Below are 21,499 nucleotides of genomic sequence, written 5' to 3' on the forward strand. Positions count from 1 at the left end.
CTCTAAACCGCGATGAACCATAAAAAAGCCCACCGCTATGCGGTGGGCCAGAGCCCCCGATTGGCGTCAGGCAGAGAAGACGACAGCGCTTTGGGAGAAGGGCAAAGAAAGGGATGAGTCGGGTTCGTGGGCACGCGTGGAGGTGGTGGCGCCGAGCAGGTAGATCAGCGCGAATGCCAGCAGTAGTTTGTAAAGCAAGCGGTCAGTCATGATATGAACCTCCCTGTGAGGCCTCCTTTTGGGAGGCCGGTAATGGGCTGCGCATGGGGGCATCGAACGGAACCGTCTTGCCGTTTCCAGTGGATCCGGCCGGGTTCCTTCGAGACTGCTCCGGCGGGGGTAGTGCCGGCTCGGGAGTCGGTAAAAACTCCGGGACCTGCGTGGGAGCTCATCTGCTCCCGTATCGCCCGTGCGCCATGTTCAGTCGGGTCTTGCTGCAACCTGTATCGCCCGATCCCTCGGGCCTCACCTCCGGTCTCTAACCGAAGGTTCTGCTCTTCAAGCTACGCTTATGGAGGGATAAAGAAAAGAAAAAAGAATGAAAAATAATCACCGCCCCGATAGCCGGGTCGGGTCACCGGGGCGGCGTGGGTATGTTAAACAGTCGCTCAGGCGCGTAGGCGTTCAGGATCTTCCCGGGGACGCAGCTGATTCTCGATGAACTGCACGAAAGCCCGGGTTTTCGCCGGTATTAATTGGCGGCCACCGTAGATCACATAGAAACTGAGCCGGGGCATTTCGTAATCGGGCAGGACTTTGACCAATTCACCCCGACGTAAGTGTTCGGCGATGTCCCACTCGCTTTTCAAGGCCAGTCCGTGGCCGTCCAGCAGCCACTGCTTGAGCTGTTCGCTGTTATCGGTGATCTTGTGCGGCGCCACCTTGATGGTGTGGGTGCCGCCACGAGGGTCGCGCAGCACCCAGCGATCGCGGAAGGCGCCGTGGCAATCGAGTATCAGACAGTCGTGCTGATGCAGTTCCCGGGGATGGGCAGGTGCCGGCCGCCGTGCCAGATAGTCCGGCGCGGCGCACAGGCAACACGGGTGAGTGATCAGTCTGCGCGCCACCAGCGACTGATCGATGGGCTCACCGGGGGAGATCACCACGTCCACGCCGGAGCGGAACAGATCTTCCGGTGCGTCGCCCAGTTGCAGCTGGATGGACACCTCCGGATAACGGGCGCTGAATTCCGATAGCAACGGCGCCACCCGGTGACGCCCCAGCGCAATGGAGGAGACCACTTTCAGGGTGCCGGTGGGATGGTCCAGCCGCGACATCGGCTCACCGAGAATCGGGGTCAGTTCCGGCAGCATGTGATCGAGACTTTCGAACAGTTCACGACCATGCTCGGTAAGATGAAAGCCGCGGGCGCTGCGGGCCAGCAGGCGCAGCTTCATGTGCTGTTCCAGTTGCGTGAGATACTTGCTGATCGCCGCCGCGGACATACCGAGAACCCTGGAAGCTTCCGACAGGGTGCCGGCTTTCACCACGGCGAGAAAGAGGCTGAAGTCTGGCGTCCGTTTCATCATTCTTATCCTTCGTTCCGCACTTGTTTGTTGTTATGCGCGGAGGTGTGCCGACGGAGAAGCCTTTCTCCGCCTGGGGAGTCCTTGATGCACACCTCAGGAAAGCGAATTCAGTTGACTATATCACAAAACAACTTTTTGAATACAATTGTGCACATAAGTAATGAACCCGGCAATGAGGCGTTGCCACGTTAATAACCATGGGAGAATTAACGCGGTGAGAGCAAGGATTATCCTTCAATGGTTTTCGGTCGGGTCGCTGGCGGCCGGGGTGGCGGTGATGGCGTCTCCGGGGATGGCCGTGGAAGTGCCGCCGGGGCATACCATGCTGTGCGTGGACGGCGTGCCGCAGAGGATACTGGTGGAACTGGCGGATACCGGTGAAGAGCGGGCCCGTGGTCTGATGGAGAGGGATAACCTGGGTGAGTTCAAAGGCATGTTGTTCCGGTTTGAACGGCCACAGCCGGCGGTTAATGGATTCTGGATGTTCAATACACGCATTCCGCTGGATATTGCTTTCCTGGACCCGAGCGGTGAAATCCTGGCGATTCACACCATGGAACCCTGTACCCACAGTGAGCCCTCCTCCTGTCCCGTGTACCGCCCGGGGGCCAGCTATTCAAGCGCTCTGGAAGTGAATGCTGGTTTTTTCGCCCGCCACGGCGTGACGCCGGGCAGCCGGGTCAGACCGGCCAATTACGACATAGAATGCGAGCCGGTGAAGGAGGAGTGAACGGAGTCGATCGCCAAGCGTCGCATTCCGCTCAAGGACCGGCTATGGTGAAGGGAAAGAAGAATCAAGCGAGCTGATCTATGCAACCACGTCCCGCGGCCACCCTGGCCCTGCTTCGGGACGCCCGTGAGGGCCTCGAAGTACTTATGCTGCAGCGCACCCACAAAGCGGTGTTCATGCCCGGTTTCTATGTTTTTCCCGGTGGCGCGGTGGATCGCGCCGATTCCGATCCGGCGCTGATGCCCCATCTGGACGGCATCGATGAGGACGCCGCCAACACATTGCTGAATCTGGAAGCGGGCGGTCTGGGCTATCTGGTGGCGGCGATTCGTGAGTGTTTCGAGGAAGCCGGTGTGTTGCTGGCTCGGCCCGCCGCCGCCGACTGGCCAGAACCACACCATCCGGTATTGGCCGATGACCGCGACGCGATAATGAACGGCGAACTGGACTGGCTCACTTTATGTCAGCGCCATGATTTGCGGGTGGCGCTGGAAAGTCTGGGCTATTTTGACCATTGGGTGACTCCGCCGGGGCCGCCGCGCCGCTTCGATACCCGTTTCTTTGTCGCCGAGGCGCCGCCGTTCCAGCAGCCCCGCCATGATGGCCAGGAAACCATCGACCACTGCTGGGTCAATCCCCGTCTGGCGTTGGAATACCATGGCGGCGGCGAGCGCCAGTTCGCTACTCCGACGTTGAGTGTGTTGCGTCGTCTCGGTCAGTTCGATTCAGTGACAGCGGTGATGGAATACGCCAGCGTTCATCGCCCACGGCGAATGGCGCCGCTGAGCGAGGAAGACGCCGCCGAGCGCTTCGCCTCGCCGTGAAGGGGGAACATGCACACTGTTCTTTAGCCGCTGTAGGAGCTTGCCTGCAAGCGTATATATTCTCCGACGGTGGAAGAATTCGCTTGCAGGCAAGCTCCTACAGCGGCCTGGTGTCGGCGGATTGCCGGATCGCGACGTTATTCAGTCCCGGTAGCGTTTGCTGAGATCGCCGTAGGCGTCCACGCGGCGGTCGCGCAGGTACGGCCAGATGCGTCGCACCGCCTCGCTGCGGCGGGTATCCACGTCGACCACCAGCACGGTCTCCTCGTCGCTGCCGGCCCGGGCCAGGAATTCACCCTGCGGACCGCAGACGAAGCTGTTACCCCAGAACTGAATGCCATCGTCACCGTGCGGGCTGGTCTCGAATCCGGTGCGGTTGGCCACCAGCACCGGCAGACCATTGGCGACGCCATGGGCCCGCTGCACGGTGATCCAGGCGTCCAGTTGGCGCTGCTGCTCCGCGTCGTCGTCGTTGCGGTCCCAGCCGATGGCGGTGGGGTAGAGCAGCAGCTCGGCGCCGGACAGTGCCATCAGCCGGGCCGCTTCCGGATACCACTGGTCCCAGCACACCAGCACGCCCAGCTTGCCGACGCTGGTCTGAATCGGCGTGAAACCGGAGTGGCCGTCATTGAAAGTGGCATCGCCGGGGGTGAAGTAGAATTTCTCGTAAAAGCCAGGGTCGTCGGGAATGTGCATCTTGCGATAAATGCCCGCCAGGGTGCCGTCCCGCTCCAGCACCACCGCCGTGTTGTGGTAGAGGCCGGCGGCGCGTTTTTCAAACAGACTGCCGACGATGACGATGTTCAGTTCCCGGGCCAGAGCGCCGAGCCGTTCAGTGCTGGGGCCGGGGATTGGTTCGGCCAGGTCGAACACCGAGGTGTCCTCGGTCTGGCAGAAATAGAGGCTGCGGTGCAGCTCCTGCAGCAGCACCAGTTCGGCCCCTTCGGCGGCGGCCTGACGCACCAGATCCAGGGACCGGTTCAGGTTGGCTTCCAGGTCGTTGCCGTTGCTTTGTTGAACGATGGCTATCCGCATGTCAGTCCTCCAGCACGCCTTCCGGTAATTGCATGGTAACGCAATGCAGGCTGCCGCCCTGTTCGATCAGGGCGCGGCAGGGAATGCCGATCACCGGCCGGCTGCCCGCCACCTGTTGCAGCGCTTCCAGCGCCGCTTCATCAGTGGGGCACTGATAGGTCGGCATGAGGATGGCCTGGTTGGTGATCAGGAAGTTGGCATAGGTGGCGGGTAACCGCTCGCGGTCGTCATTGTACTGTGACGACACCATCGGCAACGGTGCCAGCGTCAAACCATTCTGTTCGGCCAGCACCTGCAGTTCCCGTTCCATGGCCGCCAGGGCGGGGTAGTGGCTGTCGCTCTCGTCCCGGCATTGCACATAGGCGATGGTGGTGGGATTGACGAAGCGGGCCAGTGTATCCACGTGGGCGTCGGTGTCGTCGCCTTCGAGATGGCCGTGCTCCAGCCACCAGATGCGTTCCACGCCGAGATGCTCACGCAGCGCCGCTTCCAGGGCCTGGTCGTCCAGATCCGGATTACGATTGGGGTGGCCCAGGCAATGACGGGTGGTGAGCAGCGTGCCCTGGCCATCGGTGTCGATGGAGCCGCCTTCCAGAACCAGCTCGACACCCTCCACGGGAACCCGCCAGGGCAGACGGCGATTGAGGGCGTTGTCGCGCTCCGCCGGGAATTTGCCGCCCCAGCCGTTGAAGCGGAAATCCAACAGCCGCAAGTCGCCGTCGTCGGCCACCGCGATGGGACCAAAATCCCGCGCCCAGGTGTCGTCATAGTCAGCGTGCATCACCCGCAGCCGCGCCAGGTTGGCACCGGCGGCGCCCAGACACTCCCGGGCGCGGGCTTCCACCGCCGTGTCGCGACACAGCAGGAGTACGTTTTCATGGCCGAGGATAGCGCCGATCAGGGCGGTGAAGCTCTGTTCGGCGTCATCCAACAGCCCGGCCCAGTCGGTCTCGGCGTCCGGCCAGGCCAGGAGTACGCCCCATTGAGGATGCCATTCGGGAAGCAGGCGGCGCATGATGTCGGGTTCCAAAAAGGGATGGCCCGCGATTGTGGTATCGCCCGAAGGCGCCGTCAACTGGCCCCGATGCCGGGCATCGACGGTTTTACTGGCGTGCCGCGTCGCCGCCCTGATCCGTGGCCGGGCGGTCGTCTATGACAATGCGTCCGGTGACCGGGTCGAAGCGGAATTGGCCGTCGTCACCGCCGTCCTCCGCCTTGCTGGCGGTATTGTCGCGCGGTGCCGTCGACGGGGTGTTGCTGTCCTGCGCGGGCGTGGGAGCCACGGGCGCGGGAGAGGATTCCGCGTTGCCGGCGGCGTCGCCGGAATCCATGTCTTCGGTGTCGTCGACCCCATCGCGATCGGCCGGCTTGGCGATGTCCGCTGCTTCGCTCAATGGCCGGGTGACGCTGTGCAGTACCGCCTGATTCTCGAAGTACACGGTATAGTCCGGATAGACCCAGCGGCTGATCGGTGGCTGGCCCACCGGCCCCTTGGTTTCCTCCGGAGCGCCGAACTGCGCGCGTACCTGGGTCTGGGTCATGCCACGCTGTGGCGCCTCCCCGGCCTGCACAAGGCCGTTCCCCGCCAGCGCCAGCAGCGCCACGACGATTCTTATCATGGTGTGTCCCCCAACAACATAAAAGGAATCCGGGCTGGCGACAGAGGCCGCCGGATCAATAAAAACGTGGATCATTGAATCAATTGTGATTTGCATGGTCGAGGATACTGGTCACAAAGCGAGTTGAGGTGATCCGACCAGGGGACGGAACCGAAAGCAGTTTCGTCATATCGGCAATAGTGCTTAAATGCGCGCCATGTTTCGACCATTCTCTCTCTATGTCGGCCTGCGTTACACCGGTGCCCGGGCCCGCAACAGTTTTATTTCCGTTATCACGCTGATTTCGGCCCTGGGGCTGATGTTGGGGGTGGCGGTATTGATCACCGTGCTGTCGGTGATGAACGGTTTTGACCGGGAATTGCAGACCCGCATCCTCGGCATGGTGACGCACCTGTCGGTATACGGCCGCGAGCCGGTCAATGACTGGCAGCAGCTGGCGGATCAGATCGAAGGCTACCCAGGGGTGGAGGCCGTGGCCCCGTTCCGGCAGTTGGAAGGCATGTTGACCTTTGACGGTAACGTGGCCGGGGCTCTGATTTCCGGGATCGAGCCGGAGGCGGAACGGCAGGTGTCGATCGTCGGTGACATGATGTGGGAAGGGGATTTCGATGCCCTGCGGTCCGGTAGTTTCGGCGTGGTGCTGGGCTACGGCGTGGCCCGCAAGCTGGATGCGGAACTGGGCGATAAAGTCACCCTGGTGCTGCCCGAGGCGACGGTGTCGCCGGCGGGCGTGATGCCGCGTTTCAAACGGTTCACCGTGGTGGGCATTTTCCGCGCCCGCGCCGAGGTGGACTCACTCTACGCCTACATCAACGTGGAAGACGCCGCCCGCCTGGCGAGACAACCGGGCACCGCGGAAGGGGTGCATTTGCGGCTCAATGATTTGTTCGCCGCCCCTCAGGTGGGCTGGGAGCTGCAGCAGAGTCTCGGTTACGGCTACTACACCAGCGACTGGACCCGTACCCACGGCAACCTGTTCCAGGCCATCAAGATGGAAAAAACCATGATGACGCTGTTGCTCAGCTTCATCGTCGCGGTGGCCGCCTTCAACATCATTTCCAGCCAGGTGATGCTGGTCACCGAGAAGCGCGGCAATATCGCGGTGATGCGCACGCTGGGCGCGTCCCCCGGTGCGATCATGCGAATCTTCATGGTGCAGGGCACGGTGGTGGGCATGGTCGGCACCTTGCTGGGCACGGCATTGGGGATTTTGCTGGCGGATAACGTCAGCACTCTGGCGCAATGGATCGAGCGCACTTTCAATACCCATTTGTTTGACGCCTATTTCGTCAACTACCTGCCGTCCGAATTGCAGTGGAGCGATGTCGGCATCATCGTCGCTATCGCCTTGCTGATCAGCTTCTCGGCCACTTTGTATCCGTCCTGGCGCGCCAGTCGGGTCCATCCGGCGGAGGCATTGCGCTATGAATGATACCGTGCTGCACGCCCGTGGGCTGATCAAGAGCTATCAGGAAGGCCATGGCGAATTGCAGGTGCTCAGTGGTGTGGAGTTGCATGTACGGCGCGGGGATATGGCGGCCATCATCGGTGCCTCCGGTTCCGGCAAGTCCACTTTGTTGAACCTGCTCGGCGGGCTGGATGTCCCGACCCGCGGCAGCGTTACCATCGGCGGTCAGCCGCTGGCGGGGATGAACGAGCGGGCGCTGGGGCAGATACGGAACCGTTATCTCGGCTTCGTCTACCAGTTCCATCATTTGCTGCCGGAGTTTACCGCTCTGGAGAATGTGGCCATGCCGCTGCTGATTCGGGGTGAGCTGCCCAAACACGCCTCTGAACGGGCCGAACGGATATTGTCCCGGGTGGGCTTGGGCGAGCGCCTCCAGCACAAGCCCTCCATGCTCAGCGGCGGCGAGCGCCAGCGGGTGGCGATCGCCCGGGCACTGGTGACCGACCCGGCGCTGGTGATGGCGGATGAGCCCACCGGTAATCTGGACGAGCGCACCGCCGCTCAGGTCCAGGATCTGATGCTGGAACTCAATCAGACGTTGGGAACGGCTTTCCTGCTGGTGACCCACGCGCCGGAGTTCGCCCGCCGTTGTCACACCCGCCATGAACTGCACGACGGTCTGCTCAGGCCGTTGGATTAAGGTTTTTCGAGATAAAAAACGTCACAGGCCATCCCACGGTTGTGGAATGGCCTGTCTGCGTGCTGTTCGCTGCTAAACCCCGGGCTACGAAGCCGCTGTGGGAGCTTGCCTGCAAGCGAATTGTGCTATCAGGCCCCGAGATTCGCTTGCAGGCAAGCTCCCACAGCGGCTTCGTGCCAGGGTTTAATCGAAGCGCTCGATTCGCCGCCTCACCGCATCATGTGCAGGAAGTGCATGTGCTTCTCGTACTGGTCGAGCACGTCGCCGATCACCTGCTCGCGGGTGAAGCCCATCAGATCGTAGTCCTGACCGCCTTCGCTGAGGAAGACATCAGCGCGATAGTAGCGGTCGCTTTCCGCTTTCCGCTTGGAGTGCTCCAACTGACGCATGCTGATGGAGGGGCGGGTGTAGCCGCGTACCCGCACGCCATAGACGAAGTCCATCTCCTGTCCCAGGTCCACGGTCAGATAGGCGCGATCTCCTTCGTCGCTCTCGTTGACCTCGACCTTGAGGCCATGGCCACGCAGTTCCTCGGCCACCGATTGCAGTGCCGGAGCGGCCACCTCGGCCACGTATTGCAGAACCCGCGCCTTGCCGGGGAAATGGACCATGCCGCGCAGACGGGCTTTCCAACCGCCAGCGGGGGTGCTGTGGCCCATGTGCACAGCGGGCGGCGGTGCCAGAGAGGCCTGGAAGCTGAGCTTGCGGATGCCCTCCACCTTGAGTGAACGCAACAGGCCGACACAGGCCACCAGCAGTACCAGGGAGAATGGCAGCGCCAAAGCGATGGTGGCGGATTGCAGTGCCTTCAGGCCGCCGGCCAACATCAGAGCGATGGCCACGATCCCTTCGGAGCTGGCCCAGAACACCCGTTGCCATACCGGGGTGTCGTCATGGCCGCCGGAGGCGAGCATGTCCACCACCATGGAGCCGGAGTCCGAGGAGGTGACGAAGAACACCACCACCATCAACACCGCGATCGAGGAAATCACACCGGACCAGGGGAACTGTTCAAGGAAATGGAACAACGCTACCGCCGCGTCCTTCTGCACTTCGGTGCCCAGGGCGGGGAAGATGTTTTCCGCGATCATCCGGATACCGGAGTCGCCGAACACCGTCATCCACAGCAAGGTGAAAGCGGCCGGCACCAGCATTACGCCGAGGGCGAACTCTCGGATCGACCGGCCCCGTGAAATGCGGGCGATGAACATGCCCACAAACGGCGACCAGGAGATCCACCAACCCCAGTAGAACAGGGTCCAGTCGCCGAGCCAGCCCTGCGGCCCGCTGCCGTCGCTCTCTACCGGTTGATAGGTGTACAGATTGAACGTCATGTCCACCAGATTGGACAGATAGGCGCCCAGGTTCTGCACATAGGCTTTCAGCAGGAACAGGGTCGGTCCCAGGAACAGCACGAACATCAGCAGCAGGAAGGCCAGTGCCAGGTTCAATTCGGAGAGGCGCCGGATACCGGCGTCCAGGCCGGTCACCACGGAGATCGTGGCCAGGGCGGTGATCGAGATGATCAGTCCCACTTGCACCCATTCGGTTTTGGGTAGCCCGAACAGATGATTGAGACCGGCGTTGACCTGCTCCACGCCGAGGCCAAGTGAAGTGGCCACGCCGAACACGGTACCGACCACCGCGAAAACGTCCACCATGTGGCCGATCGGTCCGTAGATTTTTTTGCCGATCAGAGGGTAAAGGGCGGAGCGCAACGTCAGCGGCAGACCATGGCGGAAACTGAAGTACGCCAGAATCATCGCCACCACGGCATAAATAGCCCAGGCGTGCAGCCCCCAATGGAAGAAGGTGACGCGCATGGCTTCCTTGGCGGCGTCGATGGAGCCGGGCTCGGCCATGGGGGGCGACATGTAATGCAATACCGGTTCGGCCACGCCATAGAACATCAAACCGATGCCCATGCCGGCGGAAAACAACATGGCGAACCAGGAGCCATAACTGTAGTCCGGTTCCGAGTGATCCGGCCCCAGCTTGATATCGCCATAGCGGCTGACGATCACGAACACCACCAGCGCCAAAAGAATCGCCACGGTGAGAATGTAAAACCAGCTGGCGTATTGTTGCACACCGGTTTTCATTGTTGAAAAGAACTCGGCCGCCTCGGTTTTAAACAAGATCGAGAACAGCACCAGGCCAACAATGATGATCACGGATGTGAAAAAAACCGGGGGGTTTATTTTGACCTTTGCGGAAGGTTCCTCGAGGGAATTAGGTTCCATGCAAGATTCCTTATCCTGAAGAATAACAGCCACGGCTTTTTCAACGGCTTGTCAGAAAAATGATCCGTACCCAGAAAACCAGGGTAACAATTTGCGGGGGAAGCGTCGAATGAAGGCAGTTAATAAGGAACAGTGAATAGTGAATAGTTAACAGCGAAAATCAAAAACATTGCGTAGCCGGGGGACGATTGAGTATCGATAACGTCTGACCGCAGCCGTGAAGCGGATGGTTTTCTTGATGACGATAATGTCGCGCAGGGCTTTGAACGCGGCCTCTGTACTATCTGCGTGGAAGGATCTGCCACGCGAAACTATTCACTATTCATTGTTCCTTATTAACTGCTTTTCACAGTCTCCCCGCCCGTTTCAACGCCAGATAGGTCTGTCCCAGGCGTTCGGCGAGGCGTTCCGGGGTGGCGGCGACCACGTTGGCGCCGGCGCGGCGCAGGCGCACGTGCAGGGCTCTCCGGTGTTCCTGTTCCTGGGCGTCCGCCGCCAGCCGCAGGGCATCGTCCAGGTCCTGGACTGGCGCCTGGTGCAGGGCTTCCTGCTCGGGCAGGCGGATGTCCGCCACCATCACCAGGTGGCGCCGGCTCAGCAGCGTGACGGCAGCGAGCAGATCGTCGCTGTCCTCCGGGTGCAGCCGGCTGACCAGCACCACCAGGGAGCGGCGTTGCCAGCGGCCGTGGAAATAGCGGGCGGCCTGGCTGAAGTCGCTGGCGTGCTCCTGGGGATGAACGTCATAGAAGCCTTTCAGCAGGGTTTGAATGCCGCTGGGCCCGTGCACCGGCGCCAGCCAGCGTGGCGTGTCCCGGGAGAACAGCAGGCTGCCCACCCGGTCGCCCTGCCGCAGCGCCGACCAGGCCAGCAGCAAGGTGGCGTTGAGCCCATGGTCGAACAGGGTCAGATCGCCCACCGGCAGCTTCATTCGCCGCCCGGCATCGAGCAGCACCCACAGGCTCTGGTTCTGTTCATCCTGGTAGTGACGGGTGATCAAATGACGGCGGCGGGCACTGGCTTTCCAGTCGATGCGGCGCGGGCTGTCGCCGGGCTGGTATTCGCGCAATTCGTGGAATTCCAGGCCCTGGCCGCGGCGCGGCTGCTGGCGGTTGCCGAAGCGCAGCTGGCTTTTATCCACCGCCAGGGCGGCCCGGGCGATGGGGGAAAAGTCCGGATACACCGGCACGGTGCGGGCGGCGGCCACCCGGCGGCGGCCCTGCCACAGACGCGCCGGGGACGGCAGCCACACTTCGATGTCGCCGAACGCCACCGGGCCGCGCCGGGAGGGACGGTAACGGTAGTGGACCTCGGTGATGTCCGCCGCCAGGGTCACCTCCCTGGGCAGGCCGGTGTGACTGTCGTCATCGGGGTGATGATCGGCCAGATTCCACACCTCACCGGGCTGTCCGCCGCTCAGGCGCAGGGTGATGGTCTGCGGCACCCCCACCGACAGGGCGGCGGGCAGTGAGCGTTCGGCGGCCGGGGCCGGGCGCGCGCTCAGGCGCCGGGCGTCCAGCACCGCCCATAACGCCAGCGCCAGACCGGCCAGTACCCAGATCAGCAGGGCGCTGTCGCGCCATCCGGAGGCGAAGGCCGCCGCCAGCACCGGCAGCAGGGCCAGCGCCGCCCAGCACAGCAGCAGGAAAAGCAGGCGCGACCCGGGTCTCATTGACGCGGGGCCTCCACTTGTTCGAGCAGATGGGTCAGCACCGTCTCCACGGTCTGGCCTTCCAGTTCCGCGTCCACGCCCAGGCGCAGGCGATGGCGCAGCACCGGCGGCGCCACCGCCTTGATGTCATCGGGAATGACGAAGTCACGGCCATCGAGCAGGGCGTAGCTTTTCGCCGCCCGGGCCAGGGCAATACTGGCACGCGGACTGGCTCCCTGAACCAGGGCCGGGTGATCGCGGGTGGCGCGGGCCAGACGCAGCAGGTAATCGAGGATGGCGTCGTCCAGCAGCACCTGTTCCGCCCAGCGGCTCAAGGAGAGCACGCCGGCGCTGTCGGTGACGGCACTGAGCCCGGCGTCGTCGAGACTGTCCGCCAGGGTGCCGTCCAGCACCATGCGCAGCATCCGCGCCTCGTCTTCCTGTTCCGGGTAGTCGATCAGGATCTTGAACAGAAAACGGTCCAGCTCCGCCTCCGGCAACGGGTAGGTTCCTTCCTGGTCCAGCGGGTTCTGGGTGGCCAGGACCACGAACGGCGGCGCCAGACTGAAGCTTTCGCCCTCGATGGTGATCTGCCGCTCCTGCATCACTTCCAGCAAGGCCGCCTGGGTCTTGGCCGGCGCCCGGTTGATCTCGTCCGCCAGCAGCAGATTGGTGAAGGCCGGCCCCTTGCGGATATGGAAGGTGGCGTTGCCGGCGTCGTAGATGGCATGGCCGGTGACGTCGGTGGGCATCAGATCCGGGGTGAACTGGATGCGCTGAAAGTCGAGTTTCAGCACCCGTGCCAGGCTCCGTGCCAGCAGCGTTTTGCCCAGTCCCGGCACGCCTTCGATCAGCACGTGTCCGCCAGTGATCAGGGCGATCAGCACCTGGCGGGTGACTCCGGGTTGCCCGATCAGCACCCGGTTCAGTTGCGCCTCGATGTCGGCGGCCAGGGCGGTGGCCTGTTCCAGGGTTTCAGCGGTTTTCATGGTTGACTCCTGATCCTCTGCCTGACCTGTTGCAACAGCGCCACCATGGCCACGCATTGAGCGCGGTCGGCGGGGGGTTGCTCCAGGGCTTGGGAAAGCGTGTGTTCGGGGATGTCCAGACGCTTGGCGGTCAACGCCAGGGCCTTGACCGGGTCCGCGTGTTGCAGGGCGATGCGGCGCTGGATCTGCTGGCGCAGGGATGCCAGCAGCCGGTCGCTCTGGCCGGTGCGCCAATGGAAATGGCCAATGGCCCGTAAATGACCGAGATAATCGGTGTGCTGCCGGGCCGGATCGCGCCACAAGGGCCCGCGGCGCGGCAGCCGACGCCACAACCAGAATGCCAGCGCCAGCATCAGCGCCAGAATGAGGGGCCAGAATCGCTCCCACAGCCATATTGGCAGCGGCGGGATATCGATTCCGCGTACGAACCATACCGGTCCCCGGACGGTCAGCTCGGCCAGCAGCCGGGCATGATCAAAGTGGTGCAAGTGGTGGTTGTCCCACAGCCCCAGTTCGGTGAGCACGGTGACGGTGCCGCCGCCGACCCGGAAACGCAGCAGGGTTTCGCCAGTGTCGTTGCTGGCCGAAGCTTCCAGTACCTGGTCCGGCTCGCCGGTGGAATCGTCGATCGGCAGGGGCGTGTAAAGCAGCCGTATCGGCGTCTCGCTTTGCAGTAGCCGGGGGCGGTCGCCCAGATTGTGGGTCGCCGCCGGCGGTTGCCAGTGTTGCGGTGCCTGACAGGTGAGGACCTCGCATTGATGCAGCCGTTCCTCGGAGGCGTCGCCGCTGAGGCAATACTCCAGAAACCAGTCTTCCATTGGCCGGAAGCGGTCGAACAGCAGCGCCAGCGGGTCTTCTTCACTGTCCTCGCGGGGCAGGGCCTCGACCTCCACTCCGAACAGAGACAGCAGCGAGTCCGGATCGCGGCGCTGTTGCTCGCTTTCGTCCTGTTCCGTTTCCTCCTCGGCGAACCAGCCGCTGGAGGGCGGCAGGTAGCGCGCGGCAATGATCAGATTGCCGCCGTCGTGAACCCAGTTGAGCAGATCCAATTGCCGCTCGTAGCCCAGCGAGCCACGGTCGCCATCGAGGATCAGGGTGGTATCGGTGTCCGGCAACGGAAACAGGGCGCGGGTGCTGAAGATGCGGCGGCTGGGCCGCCCCCAGTGGTCCAGCAGCTGTTGTGCGGCGCGGTACGGATTATTGCGTACGCTGGCGTCCGGCGAGGCCGACGCGGCGTATTGCACCGGTACCGTGGCCAAGAAGTAGCCCGCCACCAGCGCCACCAGTAGCACCAGCACCAGATAGGGCCACCAGCGCTTCATGATGCCGCCTCCGCGCTGTTCACTTGTTGCCAGCGCAGCAGCAGTTGGCGCGCCTGTTCCGGTGTCACCGGCTGATGGGCCCAGGCGATGCGCGTCCATTGCTGTATCAGTTGGCCCAGATACGTCACTCTGGCATCGTCACCAAGCAGATGGCGGTAGGCATTCAGACAATCTCGCTCGGTGGCGCCGGGGGTGAGCCGGGTGGGGTGGCTCTGAAACAGGGTCACCAGGGCATGGCGTAGTAACAGCGCCAGCGCGGCGCGCACATCGTTGCTGGCCAGCGCCTGCTCCACGCCGTTGCCCAGATCGTCCGGCAAGGACTCGGCGCGGGTATCCAGACCCGCCACGCTCACCGGCATCTCCAGGGATTTGGAACGTCCCCTTTTCAGGGCACCGCGGTTGCGGAACAGGGCCAGCAGCAGGAACACGATCAGAGCCACCAGCACCAGACTGGCGAGCACCGTGACCAGCCGATCCGGCAGTTGCCAGTCACTGCCGGCGCGGTCGCGATCCGCGTGGTCACTGTTGAACACCTGGTCAAGCAGGTGGTTCCACCAACTGTCGTTGTCATCGCTGCGCAAGGACGGGCGCAGTTGGCGCTCCTCGCGAATTTCCACCGGCATGAACTGCTCGCCCGCCAGTAGTTCGATAGCCGCTTGCTTGGGGGCTTCCGGTTCGGCCGCCGCCGCCGGCGCCGGATGGGGCATCACGGTAAGCATCAGCAGCAGCGCCAGGGTGGTGACGCCGAGCGCCCGGCGGCGCCGGCCGATACGGTCCAGCCCCAGTTGCAGATCCCAGCCTTCCAGCCAAGTGCGCTGATTAAGATAGAGGGAAAAAGCGGCGGCCACGTAGAGCGGCTCGGTGATGGTCAGCGTCAGATACCAGGCCAGCGCCGCCAGCCCCTGATGCAAATAGTTCTGTTCGCTGAACCAGACACTGAACTCCATGTTGAAGTCCCAGGGCACCAGCGTCAGCACCAGCACCATCAGGCCGGTGAGCAGCACTTGCTCGAGGGTCACCATCAACGCCATGAGCGTGCCGGCCCGCTGCCCGGGCGGACTCAGCAGCACCTGGATGCGGGACGAGGCCTGGGCGCCGCGGCAGCCTTCCAACTGCCAGATGCCGGTCAACAGCCCCCGAAACGGGCTCAGCCGGCGCCAGGTCAACTGCCCGACCAGTCCGTTCAGGCCATAGTCCGGGAAGCGCTTGAGCAGGGTCCAGGCGTTGGGGTAGTCACCGAACAAGGCATGGCTGAAAAACGCCAGCAGCGGTCTTTCCCAGAGCGGCTTCAACCACCAGAACACCAGTACCGGCCAGAGGCTTTCCAGGCCGATGGACAGGGCGCTGAGCAGGGCGTAGGGCAGTGCCGTGAACAGCAGCCATACCAGAGTGACCTGGCGCCACCAGCGGCGGTAGAAACGGGTACCCAGATCCATGGCCTGCCAGGGAGAGCGGGGCGCCAGGCGGGCGCGCAGATTATTCAGATCCATGACGCCCCGCGAACAGCAAATAGAAGTAAAGCAGGGCCCAGCTGATGCCGCCGACGGTGTATTTGATCTGGGCGTCCAGCTCCCGGGAGGACCAGAACGCCTCGATCATCGCCGCCAGCACCAGCAGCAGGAACACGCCGTACATGACCGGCAGGGTTTCCCGTGCCGCCCGGCGTAAGGCGTCCACCCGTCGCCAGGAACCCGGCGCCACCAACGACCAGCCCAGGCGCAGCCCGGCGCCGCCGGCCAGCACGATGGCGGTCAGCTCCGGCGCCCCATGGGCAATGACGAAGGTGTAGAACGGCTGCCCGGCGCCTACCAGGGTCAGGTGGGCGGCGGCGGCGCCGAGGAAACTGCCGTTGAACAGCATTACCACCAGGGAGCCGATGCCGAACAACACGCCTCCGGCGAAGGTGCGGAAGGCGATGCCGACGTTGTTGTAGATGTAGTAGCCGAACATCATCAGATCGTCGGCCCGGTTGCGGTCGCTGCTGTCGCGCAGATCCGGGTGGTACATGTTTTCCAGATCGCTGACGCCGTTGCCGTCCACCACGGTATGCACCAGTTCCGGGTCGTGCAGGATCATGGCCGCGACCAGACCGGCGGAGAGCAGGAAGGCGAGGGCGCTGATCAGATGCCAGCGCCACATGGCGCGCACCGCGCGCGGGAAGTCACCGCGCAGGAACGCCGCCAGCCTCGGCATCAACGGCGCCCGGTGACGGTAGAGTTGGCGATGGGCACGCAGCATCAGGTCGTTCAGGTAGTCCTGCAGTACCAGGCTGTAGCCCCTTTCTCGCGACAGCGCCAACTGATGGCACAGGTCCTGGTAGTCGTCGGTGAAGCGCGACAAATCCACGTTCTTGGGCCGCTGCTTCTTCTCCAGCGCCGCCAGACCCTGTTCAAGGCGACGCCACTGGGGCTGATAGCGCTGTTCGAACTGGCTTTGTCTCATGCCGCCCCCAGTACGTGATTGACCACCCGGCGTAACCGGGCCAGGGCGGCATCATCGTTGAGTTCCGGATAAGCCAGCCTGGCCAGTTCCCGTTGACGCTCCTCGGACAGCCGCGGGCCACGGTCATGAAAGGCCAGCAGCACCAATTGGTCGCCACGGTCCAACGGCCAATCCGGCGGCTCTCCACCGCTGTCACCGGGAGCGGGACGGGTTTGCGACGCGGGCACGTGAATCACCAGAGTGTCGGCGGCGAGATCGCCCAGCCGTTGCTGGCGGGAGGAGACCAGCATCACCACGAAGCCGGTCAGGTAGGCGAACGGGAACAGATCGGCGGTGCGTAGCAGATTGCGCACCAGCGAGCCGCTCAAGCCCACCGGAGCGCCGTTGCCGTGCACCACCGCCAGGCCCATCATCGCCTTGCCCGGCGTGCGCCCCTGCCGGAACACCTCGAACAGCACCGGGTAAAACCATTCCAGCAGGAACAACAGCAATAAATAGAGACCGGAGCCGCCACGGCCCAGCAACGTCAGGGGCGTGGCCACCACCATCAGAATCAGGCCTCGGATCATCAAATCGATGCCGTAGGCCATGCCGCGGGGTAGCGGCCCGGCCAGGGACAAGGTCAGCCGAGCGCCTTCCGGCGTATCAATGTGCAGACGTTCATCGATCAGCACGTCCACCCCGGATCACTTGCATGGCCAGTACGAACAGCACCGTGGTCAGGCTCACCTTGACGATGGCAAGGGTGCGCACCGGCGCCGGATCCAGCACTTGTATCACGTAGCCGCAAAAATAGAACAGCAACAGAAAACACAACCAGGTGAGCCCACGCTTATCGGCGCTGATCACCGCCGGCATCATCAGCAGCAACGGCAAATACAAGCCAACCCCCATGATCACCGCCGCCATCCAGGGGGCGTCCGGTGGTCCCAGCCAGAACTGATTGGCCAGACCGATCAGCAGCAGCAGGGCATAGGTGAGCCGCAACAGCAGAATCATCGGCGCCGCTCCAGTGCCCGGGCGAGTCCGCCGAGGCGATGCCCCAGCGCCCGCGCCAGAGTGATCTCGTCGTCACTGGGCTGGGTGCGGTTGTCGATGCCGGCCACATGGCTTGGGCCGTAGGGCGTGCCGCCGTCGCGGGTGCGGGTCAGGGCCGCCTCGCTGTAGGGCACCCCGGCCAGCACCATGCCGTGGTGAAACAGCGGCAGCATCATCGACAACAAAGTGCTTTCCTGGCCGCCATGCTGGCTGGCGGAGGCGGTGAACACGCCGGCGGGTTTGCCGATCAAATCCCCGGACATCCACAGGTCGCTGGTCTGATCGATGAAATACTTCAGCGGTGCCGCCATATTGCCGAAGCGGGTGGGCGAGCCCAGGGCCAGCCCGGCGCAACCGCGCAGGTCTTCAAGGGTGACATAAGGCGCGCCGCTGTCCGGTACCGCCGGCGCCGAGGCCTGGTGATCGGCGGACACCGGCGGCACGGTACGCAGACACGCTTCCATGCCGCTACTCTCCACGCCCCGCGCGACCTGGCGCGCCAACTCCGCCACCGCGCCGGTGCGGCTGTAGTACAGGACCAGAATGTAGGTGCTCACGATTCAATCAACTCCAGCACTTTTTCCGGCGGCCGTCCGATGACCGCGCGTTTGCCGTGGACCACCACCGGCCGCTCCAGCAACTTGGGGTAGCGGACCAGGGCGGCAATGACGGTGTCGTCATCGGCCTCCGGGTGCAGCCCCGCTTCTTTGTATTCCGCTTCCTTGACGCGCACCAGATCATGGGCGCGGGCCAGTCCGAGTTGTCGGACCAGAGCGCGCAGAGTGTTGGCATCCGGCGGGTTGTCCAGATACTTTATCACGTTCGGCTCGACGCCGTTCTCTTCCAGCAGCGCCAGCGCCTGGCGGGATTTGGAACAGCGCGGATTATGATAGATGCTGTAGTCGGCCATGGCCTCGCTCCCCTTGCGAAATAGTGGGCGGTGCCGTCCCCGTAATCGGCGGCGCACGCGAAAGCCCCCGATTGTACGGTAGTGGGCGGCGTTTGTGGGAGATTCCATGTCGCCGATGATGCACGAGGCTGACACGACGATAGGATCGGACGTCAGGCCTTTTTGTAAAAGTGGGCTGGGACCACTGGTGTTCCACAGATTTTGATGACGCTGGGGCTTGGTCTGCGAATCATGCATTGTCCATAGCCAACCTGCCTCGGTGAGATGGCCACGGAGCCGCTGTGGGAGCTTGCCTGCAAGCGAATCTGTTGGGGCCGAAAGCACAATTCGCTTGCAGGCAAGCTCCCACAGCGGCTTCTTAGTCAGGTCTGTGGGAAGCTGCCTGGACCGCGATAAGCGGATGCACAACAGGAAAAAACCGATGACGGACAAGGGCGAGACACCGCTGATTCCCTTTCGTGTGCGCATGCAGTCGCTGGTGGCGTTTCTGCGCTTACTGCGGCGCCAGTTCGTCGAGGACGGCTGCCTGTCATCGGCGGCGGCGCTCACCTATACCACCTTGTTCGCCATCGTTCCGGTGATGACGGTGATGTTCACCGTGATATCGGCGATTCCGGCGCTCAATGAACGGGGATTGGCGATTCGTCAGTGGGCGTTTCAGTATTTCGTGCCGTCCGCCGGTGACCAGATTCTTCGCCACCTGGAAGGCTTCTCCCGGCAGGCCACCAACCTCACCGTTGTGGGCGCCTTGTTCCTGGTGGTGACCTCGGTGTTGATGTTGCGCACCATAGAGCAGTCCTTGAACCGGATCTGGCGTATCGGCAAGCCGCGCAAGGGGCTGACCAGCCTGATGATGTACTGGGCGGTGTTGTCGCTGGGCCCGATCCTGCTGGGCGCCGGCCTGGGTATCAGTTCCTATCTCACTTCCGTTTCCCTGGTTACCGATACCGTGGCGTATCTGGGCGGCGATCGTTTCTGGCTGCGCGCCTTGCCGGTGGTGATGACCACCGGTTTACTCTCGTTGCTGTATATCGTGGTGCCGAACACCTCGGTACCGATTCGTCAGGGCATGCTCGGTGCCTTGCTGGCGGCCTTGGCGTTTGAACTGGCCAAGGGCGGGTTCGCGTTCTTCATCCGGCAGGTGCCCAGCTATCAGGTCATCTATGGTGCCTTCGCCATGGTGCCGGTGTTTCTGTTGTGGATTTATATTTCCTGGATCATCGTTCTCGCCGGCGCCGAGCTGGTGCGCGGCCTGGTGGTGTTCGAGGAGTTTCGGCGCCGGGTGCCGCGCACCCAGTCGCTGCTGCGATTGCTGTGCGTGCTGTGGACACGGCAACGTAACGGGGAAGTGCTACGTCATAATGAGGTGCAGCGCGTACTGCGGGAAGCCGGCGTCACCCATTGGGATGAATTCCGCAATCTGCTGGAGGATCGTGGATTGATGCGCCGCACCGATGAAGGCGGTTACATGCTGAGCGGAGATTTACGTTCGTTGACCCTGGCGGAGCTGCTCGCCATGTTACCCTGGACCAGCGAGCAGCAACTGAGCGTCAATGCCCAGGGGCTGGAGCCCTGGGAAACGGTGCTCAAGGCACGATGCGATCAGGCGCGCGAAGGCATGCGTGAGCCCTTGTCGTTTCCCCTGGAAACGCTGTTCGAGAATCAGTTGTCGGAAACCGGCCCCGATCCCGACCTCAGTGATGAGGGGGCCGGTCATCGAAAAGAGGATGAACGATCATGATTGCCCGTCAAGTGGTGGTGCGCGGCCGCGTTCAGGGCGTGCTTTTTCGTGCCAGCACCTGTGATGAAGCCCGCCGGTGTGGCGTGGTGGGCTGGGTCCGCAATCTCGAGGATGGAGGCGTGGAGGCCTGGCTGGAGGGTAGCGAGGAAGCGGTCAGCGCCTTGCTGGCCTGGATGCGCCGTGGCCCGACCCGCGCGCGGGTCACCGATGTGACGCAAACCGAACGCAGCCCAAGGGGTTACGAGGACTTCGAGGTATCCCGGTGAAACAGGTTGAACTGGTGAATGGCGATCTGCGCTTTCCGGCGCTGCTGACCGGTGACGGCGAGCCGGTATTGTTGCTGCATGGCTTTCCGGACACCCATGAGAATTGGGCCGATATCATGCAGCGGCTGGCGCGCGCCGGTTATACCGCGGTGGCCCCGGCATTACGCGGCTATGCTCCTTCCTGTCAGCCCGGCAGCGGTGACTATGCGTTGACCGCCGCGCTGGAGGATCTGATGGCCTTCACCGATCAACTGGGCGGGCGTGTGCATCTGGTCGGCCACGATTGGGGCGCGGTGCTGGGCTACCTGGCCTGTGCCCGCTACCCGGAAACCTTCAGCTCTTTTTCCGCGCTGGCGATACCGCCTTTGAAGCGTTTGCCCCAGGCGCTGCTGCGGGTGCCGGAACAATTGGGATTGAGTGCCTATATTCCGTTTTTCCAACTGCCGCTGGCGGCGGAGACCTGGCTCAACCGCAACGACCTGGACGGTGTCGCCACCCTGTGGCGGCGCTGGTCGCCGGGTTGGGAAGCCGGTCGCTACCTGGAGCAGGCCAAGCACACGCTGGCCCAACCCGGCGTCTTGTCCGCCGCCCTGGGCTGGTACCGGCACTTGCCCCGGCTCTGGCGCCGGGACCTGCGTCAGGCCAGCAAAACACTGTTGGGAGAGACCCGGGTTCCGACCCAGGTGTTGCTGGGCGAAAGCGACGGCTGCATGAGCCCGCGCCTGTTGGACCACACCATCTATCCCGGGGACTTCCCGGAAGGCCTCCACGTCAAAACCCTGGCCGACGCCGGCCACTTCCTGCACCTGCAACAACCGGACGCCGTGGCGGAGCTGTTGGTGGAGCACATTCGAAAAGAAGAAAAAAAGGCAGTTAAGAGTGAATAGGGAACAGTGAATAGTTAAAGCGAAAAACAAAAAAATGCGGTCCATGCGCTTTCTGTGGGAGCTTGCCTGCAAGCGAATATTGCCAAGCGCCCGAGCAAACCCCATTCGCTTGCAGGCAAGCTCCCACAGCGGCTAGGCCTGTTTTGGTTTTTTTCTCTGTTAACTATT

Annotated in this window: 22 protein-coding genes; 7 read left to right on the forward strand and 15 right to left on the reverse strand. The window is 63.1% G+C overall.

The annotated features are described in order from the left end of the window. Positions 1–66 precede the first annotated feature (66 nt). Complete coding sequence (locus MA04_RS09330; protein ID WP_163121073.1) at positions 67–210, reverse strand: hypothetical protein; 144 nt, start codon at positions 208–210, stop codon at positions 67–69. A 398-nt stretch (positions 211–608) separates the two neighbouring features. Then, the gene (locus MA04_RS09335) at positions 609–1,529 is read right to left on the reverse strand and encodes a LysR family transcriptional regulator (RefSeq protein WP_163121071.1); all 921 of its coding nucleotides are present in this window, start codon (positions 1,527–1,529) and stop codon (positions 609–611) included. 214 nt (positions 1,530–1,743) lie between these two features. Between MA04_RS09335 and MA04_RS09340 the strand changes: the two genes are divergently transcribed. After that, positions 1,744–2,259, forward strand: coding sequence for a DUF192 domain-containing protein (locus MA04_RS09340; protein ID WP_262460213.1), 516 nt, complete (start codon positions 1,744–1,746; stop codon positions 2,257–2,259). 80 nt (positions 2,260–2,339) lie between these two features. After that, positions 2,340–3,083 carry an NUDIX hydrolase gene (locus tag MA04_RS09345; protein ID WP_262460214.1) on the forward strand — a complete coding sequence of 248 codons (744 nt, stop codon included), beginning with the start codon at positions 2,340–2,342 and terminating at the stop codon, positions 3,081–3,083. A 141-nt stretch (positions 3,084–3,224) separates the two neighbouring features. Here the strand turns inward: MA04_RS09345 and MA04_RS09350 are convergent, their stop codons facing one another. From MA04_RS09350 to MA04_RS09360, 3 genes are all read right to left on the reverse strand, one after another. Further along, complete coding sequence (locus MA04_RS09350; RefSeq protein ID WP_262460215.1) at positions 3,225–4,118, reverse strand: carbon-nitrogen hydrolase; 894 nt, start codon at positions 4,116–4,118, stop codon at positions 3,225–3,227. Position 4,119: 1 nt separating this feature from the next. After that, complete coding sequence (locus tag MA04_RS09355; RefSeq protein WP_262460216.1) at positions 4,120–5,133, reverse strand: agmatine deiminase family protein; 1,014 nt, start codon at positions 5,131–5,133, stop codon at positions 4,120–4,122. Between the two features lie 88 nt (positions 5,134–5,221). After that, a complete protein-coding gene (locus MA04_RS09360; protein ID WP_262460217.1) occupies positions 5,222–5,737 on the reverse strand; it encodes an outer membrane protein assembly factor BamE in 516 nt (171 codons plus the stop codon). A gap of 196 nt (positions 5,738–5,933) precedes the next feature. On the opposite strand from MA04_RS09360, the gene MA04_RS09365 reads away from it, so the two are divergent. Next, the gene (locus MA04_RS09365; protein WP_262460320.1) at positions 5,934–7,169 is read left to right on the forward strand and encodes a lipoprotein-releasing ABC transporter permease subunit; all 1,236 of its coding nucleotides are present in this window, start codon (positions 5,934–5,936) and stop codon (positions 7,167–7,169) included. Beyond that, positions 7,162–7,845: an ABC transporter ATP-binding protein gene (locus MA04_RS09370; protein WP_163121062.1), complete on the forward strand. Its 684-nt coding sequence runs from the start codon at positions 7,162–7,164 to the stop codon at positions 7,843–7,845. Before MA04_RS09365 ends, MA04_RS09370 begins: the two co-directional genes overlap by 8 nt. A gap of 209 nt (positions 7,846–8,054) precedes the next feature. Here MA04_RS09370 and betT read toward each other — a convergent pair whose 3' ends face one another. From betT to arsC, 10 genes are all read right to left on the reverse strand, one after another. Beyond that, positions 8,055–10,088 (reverse strand): choline BCCT transporter BetT, encoded by a 2,034-nt coding sequence (gene betT / locus MA04_RS09375; RefSeq protein ID WP_163121060.1) that lies wholly within the window; start codon positions 10,086–10,088, stop codon positions 8,055–8,057. A 346-nt stretch (positions 10,089–10,434) separates the two neighbouring features. Further along, the gene (locus MA04_RS09380) at positions 10,435–11,757 is read right to left on the reverse strand and encodes a DUF58 domain-containing protein (RefSeq protein WP_262460218.1); all 1,323 of its coding nucleotides are present in this window, start codon (positions 11,755–11,757) and stop codon (positions 10,435–10,437) included. Continuing rightward, complete coding sequence (locus MA04_RS09385; protein ID WP_014994215.1) at positions 11,754–12,725, reverse strand: AAA family ATPase; 972 nt, start codon at positions 12,723–12,725, stop codon at positions 11,754–11,756. The genes MA04_RS09380 and MA04_RS09385 overlap by 4 nt, the downstream gene beginning before the upstream one ends. After that, the gene (locus MA04_RS09390; RefSeq protein WP_262460219.1) at positions 12,722–14,047 is read right to left on the reverse strand and encodes a DUF4350 domain-containing protein; all 1,326 of its coding nucleotides are present in this window, start codon (positions 14,045–14,047) and stop codon (positions 12,722–12,724) included. Before MA04_RS09390 ends, MA04_RS09385 begins: the two co-directional genes overlap by 4 nt. Next, complete coding sequence (locus MA04_RS09395) at positions 14,044–15,537, reverse strand: DUF4129 domain-containing protein (protein WP_262460220.1); 1,494 nt, start codon at positions 15,535–15,537, stop codon at positions 14,044–14,046. The genes MA04_RS09390 and MA04_RS09395 overlap by 4 nt, the downstream gene beginning before the upstream one ends. Next, positions 15,524–16,489 carry a stage II sporulation protein M gene (locus MA04_RS09400; protein WP_014994218.1) on the reverse strand — a complete coding sequence of 322 codons (966 nt, stop codon included), beginning with the start codon at positions 16,487–16,489 and terminating at the stop codon, positions 15,524–15,526. The genes MA04_RS09395 and MA04_RS09400 overlap by 14 nt, the downstream gene beginning before the upstream one ends. Continuing rightward, positions 16,486–17,163, reverse strand: coding sequence for an RDD family protein (locus MA04_RS09405; protein ID WP_014994219.1), 678 nt, complete (start codon positions 17,161–17,163; stop codon positions 16,486–16,488). Before MA04_RS09405 ends, MA04_RS09400 begins: the two co-directional genes overlap by 4 nt. Beyond that, positions 17,150–17,488: a DUF2069 domain-containing protein gene (locus MA04_RS09410; protein ID WP_014994220.1), complete on the reverse strand. Its 339-nt coding sequence runs from the start codon at positions 17,486–17,488 to the stop codon at positions 17,150–17,152. The genes MA04_RS09405 and MA04_RS09410 overlap by 14 nt, the downstream gene beginning before the upstream one ends. Then, a complete protein-coding gene (wrbA, locus tag MA04_RS09415; protein WP_262460221.1) occupies positions 17,485–18,084 on the reverse strand; it encodes an NAD(P)H:quinone oxidoreductase in 600 nt (199 codons plus the stop codon). Before wrbA ends, MA04_RS09410 begins: the two co-directional genes overlap by 4 nt. Further along, positions 18,081–18,437 carry an arsenate reductase (glutaredoxin) gene (gene arsC, locus MA04_RS09420; RefSeq protein WP_163121052.1) on the reverse strand — a complete coding sequence of 119 codons (357 nt, stop codon included), beginning with the start codon at positions 18,435–18,437 and terminating at the stop codon, positions 18,081–18,083. Before arsC ends, wrbA begins: the two co-directional genes overlap by 4 nt. A gap of 421 nt (positions 18,438–18,858) precedes the next feature. Here arsC and MA04_RS09425 point away from each other — a divergent pair, with 421 nt between their 5' ends. The 3 genes from MA04_RS09425 to MA04_RS09435 are packed head-to-tail and all read left to right on the forward strand — an operon-like array spanning position 18,859 to position 21,331. Next, a complete protein-coding gene (locus MA04_RS09425; RefSeq protein WP_262460222.1) occupies positions 18,859–20,178 on the forward strand; it encodes a YihY family inner membrane protein in 1,320 nt (439 codons plus the stop codon). Continuing rightward, positions 20,175–20,444 (forward strand): acylphosphatase, encoded by a 270-nt coding sequence (locus MA04_RS09430; protein WP_262460223.1) that lies wholly within the window; start codon positions 20,175–20,177, stop codon positions 20,442–20,444. Before MA04_RS09425 ends, MA04_RS09430 begins: the two co-directional genes overlap by 4 nt. After that, positions 20,441–21,331 (forward strand): alpha/beta fold hydrolase, encoded by an 891-nt coding sequence (locus tag MA04_RS09435; RefSeq protein WP_262460224.1) that lies wholly within the window; start codon positions 20,441–20,443, stop codon positions 21,329–21,331. Before MA04_RS09430 ends, MA04_RS09435 begins: the two co-directional genes overlap by 4 nt. Positions 21,332–21,499: the final 168 nt, after the last annotated feature.

The organism is Alloalcanivorax balearicus MACL04 (assembly GCF_025532145.1).
In the GTDB taxonomy this organism is placed as follows: domain Bacteria; phylum Pseudomonadota; class Gammaproteobacteria; order Pseudomonadales; family Alcanivoracaceae; genus Alloalcanivorax; species Alloalcanivorax balearicus.

Coding starts and splice junctions, on each gene's coding strand:
- MA04_RS09380 (WP_262460218.1), bottom strand. CDS start 11,757: ATGAGACCCGGGTCGCGCCTGCTTTTCCTGCTGCTGTGCTGGGCGGCG.
- MA04_RS09425 (WP_262460222.1), top strand. CDS start 18,859: ATGACGGACAAGGGCGAGACACCGCTGATTCCCTTTCGTGTGCGCATG.
- MA04_RS09360 (WP_262460217.1), bottom strand. CDS start 5,737: ATGATAAGAATCGTCGTGGCGCTGCTGGCGCTGGCGGGGAACGGCCTT.
- MA04_RS09365 (WP_262460320.1), top strand. CDS start 5,934: ATGTTTCGACCATTCTCTCTCTATGTCGGCCTGCGTTACACCGGTGCC.
- MA04_RS09400 (WP_014994218.1), bottom strand. CDS start 16,489: ATGAGACAAAGCCAGTTCGAACAGCGCTATCAGCCCCAGTGGCGTCGC.
- arsC (WP_163121052.1), bottom strand. CDS start 18,437: ATGGCCGACTACAGCATCTATCATAATCCGCGCTGTTCCAAATCCCGC.
- MA04_RS09410 (WP_014994220.1), bottom strand. CDS start 17,488: ATGATTCTGCTGTTGCGGCTCACCTATGCCCTGCTGCTGCTGATCGGT.
- MA04_RS09345 (WP_262460214.1), top strand. CDS start 2,340: ATGCAACCACGTCCCGCGGCCACCCTGGCCCTGCTTCGGGACGCCCGT.
- MA04_RS09330 (WP_163121073.1), bottom strand. CDS start 210: ATGACTGACCGCTTGCTTTACAAACTACTGCTGGCATTCGCGCTGATC.
- MA04_RS09335 (WP_163121071.1), bottom strand. CDS start 1,529: ATGATGAAACGGACGCCAGACTTCAGCCTCTTTCTCGCCGTGGTGAAA.
- MA04_RS09385 (WP_014994215.1), bottom strand. CDS start 12,725: ATGAAAACCGCTGAAACCCTGGAACAGGCCACCGCCCTGGCCGCCGAC.
- MA04_RS09430 (WP_262460223.1), top strand. CDS start 20,175: ATGATTGCCCGTCAAGTGGTGGTGCGCGGCCGCGTTCAGGGCGTGCTT.
- MA04_RS09390 (WP_262460219.1), bottom strand. CDS start 14,047: ATGAAGCGCTGGTGGCCCTATCTGGTGCTGGTGCTACTGGTGGCGCTG.
- MA04_RS09355 (WP_262460216.1), bottom strand. CDS start 5,133: ATGCGCCGCCTGCTTCCCGAATGGCATCCTCAATGGGGCGTACTCCTG.
- MA04_RS09350 (WP_262460215.1), bottom strand. CDS start 4,118: ATGCGGATAGCCATCGTTCAACAAAGCAACGGCAACGACCTGGAAGCC.
- MA04_RS09395 (WP_262460220.1), bottom strand. CDS start 15,537: ATGGATCTGAATAATCTGCGCGCCCGCCTGGCGCCCCGCTCTCCCTGG.
- MA04_RS09370 (WP_163121062.1), top strand. CDS start 7,162: ATGAATGATACCGTGCTGCACGCCCGTGGGCTGATCAAGAGCTATCAG.
- betT (WP_163121060.1), bottom strand. CDS start 10,088: ATGGAACCTAATTCCCTCGAGGAACCTTCCGCAAAGGTCAAAATAAAC.